Origin of the sequence: Hydrogenovibrio sp. 3SP14C1 (assembly GCF_029625905.1) — a bacterium.
In the GTDB taxonomy this organism is placed as follows: Bacteria; Pseudomonadota; Gammaproteobacteria; order Thiomicrospirales; family Thiomicrospiraceae; genus Hydrogenovibrio.
Map to the genome: position 1 here is coordinate 1 of NZ_JARTLM010000138.1, position 268 is coordinate 268.

1 protein-coding gene is annotated in these 268 nt (G+C 44.4%); it reads right to left on the bottom strand.

Annotated features, from left to right (window positions below; all coding sequences use genetic code 11):
* Positions 1 to 268, bottom strand: a 268-nt coding sequence (locus P8629_RS11955) for an OB-fold nucleic acid binding domain-containing protein (RefSeq protein WP_278166334.1), incomplete at both ends; no start/stop codon positions are given.

Here is a 268-nt window from a genome sequence, read left to right on the forward strand (position 1 = left end):
GTTCACGTAAAGATCGCCTTTACCTGACTTATGCAAAGCGCCTTTCACCCCAATAATGTCACCAATATCAAGCCCTTGATACTTTTCTTTTAGCTCAGCTTGTACCGTTTTATCAGCATAAGCTTGAATACGACCAGACGTCTCTTGAATCACTAAAAAAGGACCACGCTTAGCCATCACACGACCCGCGATGGAAACAACATGATTGAGTGCTTCCAGTTCTTCTTTGCTCTTCTCACCGAACTCTGCTTGTAGATCACCCGCTAAG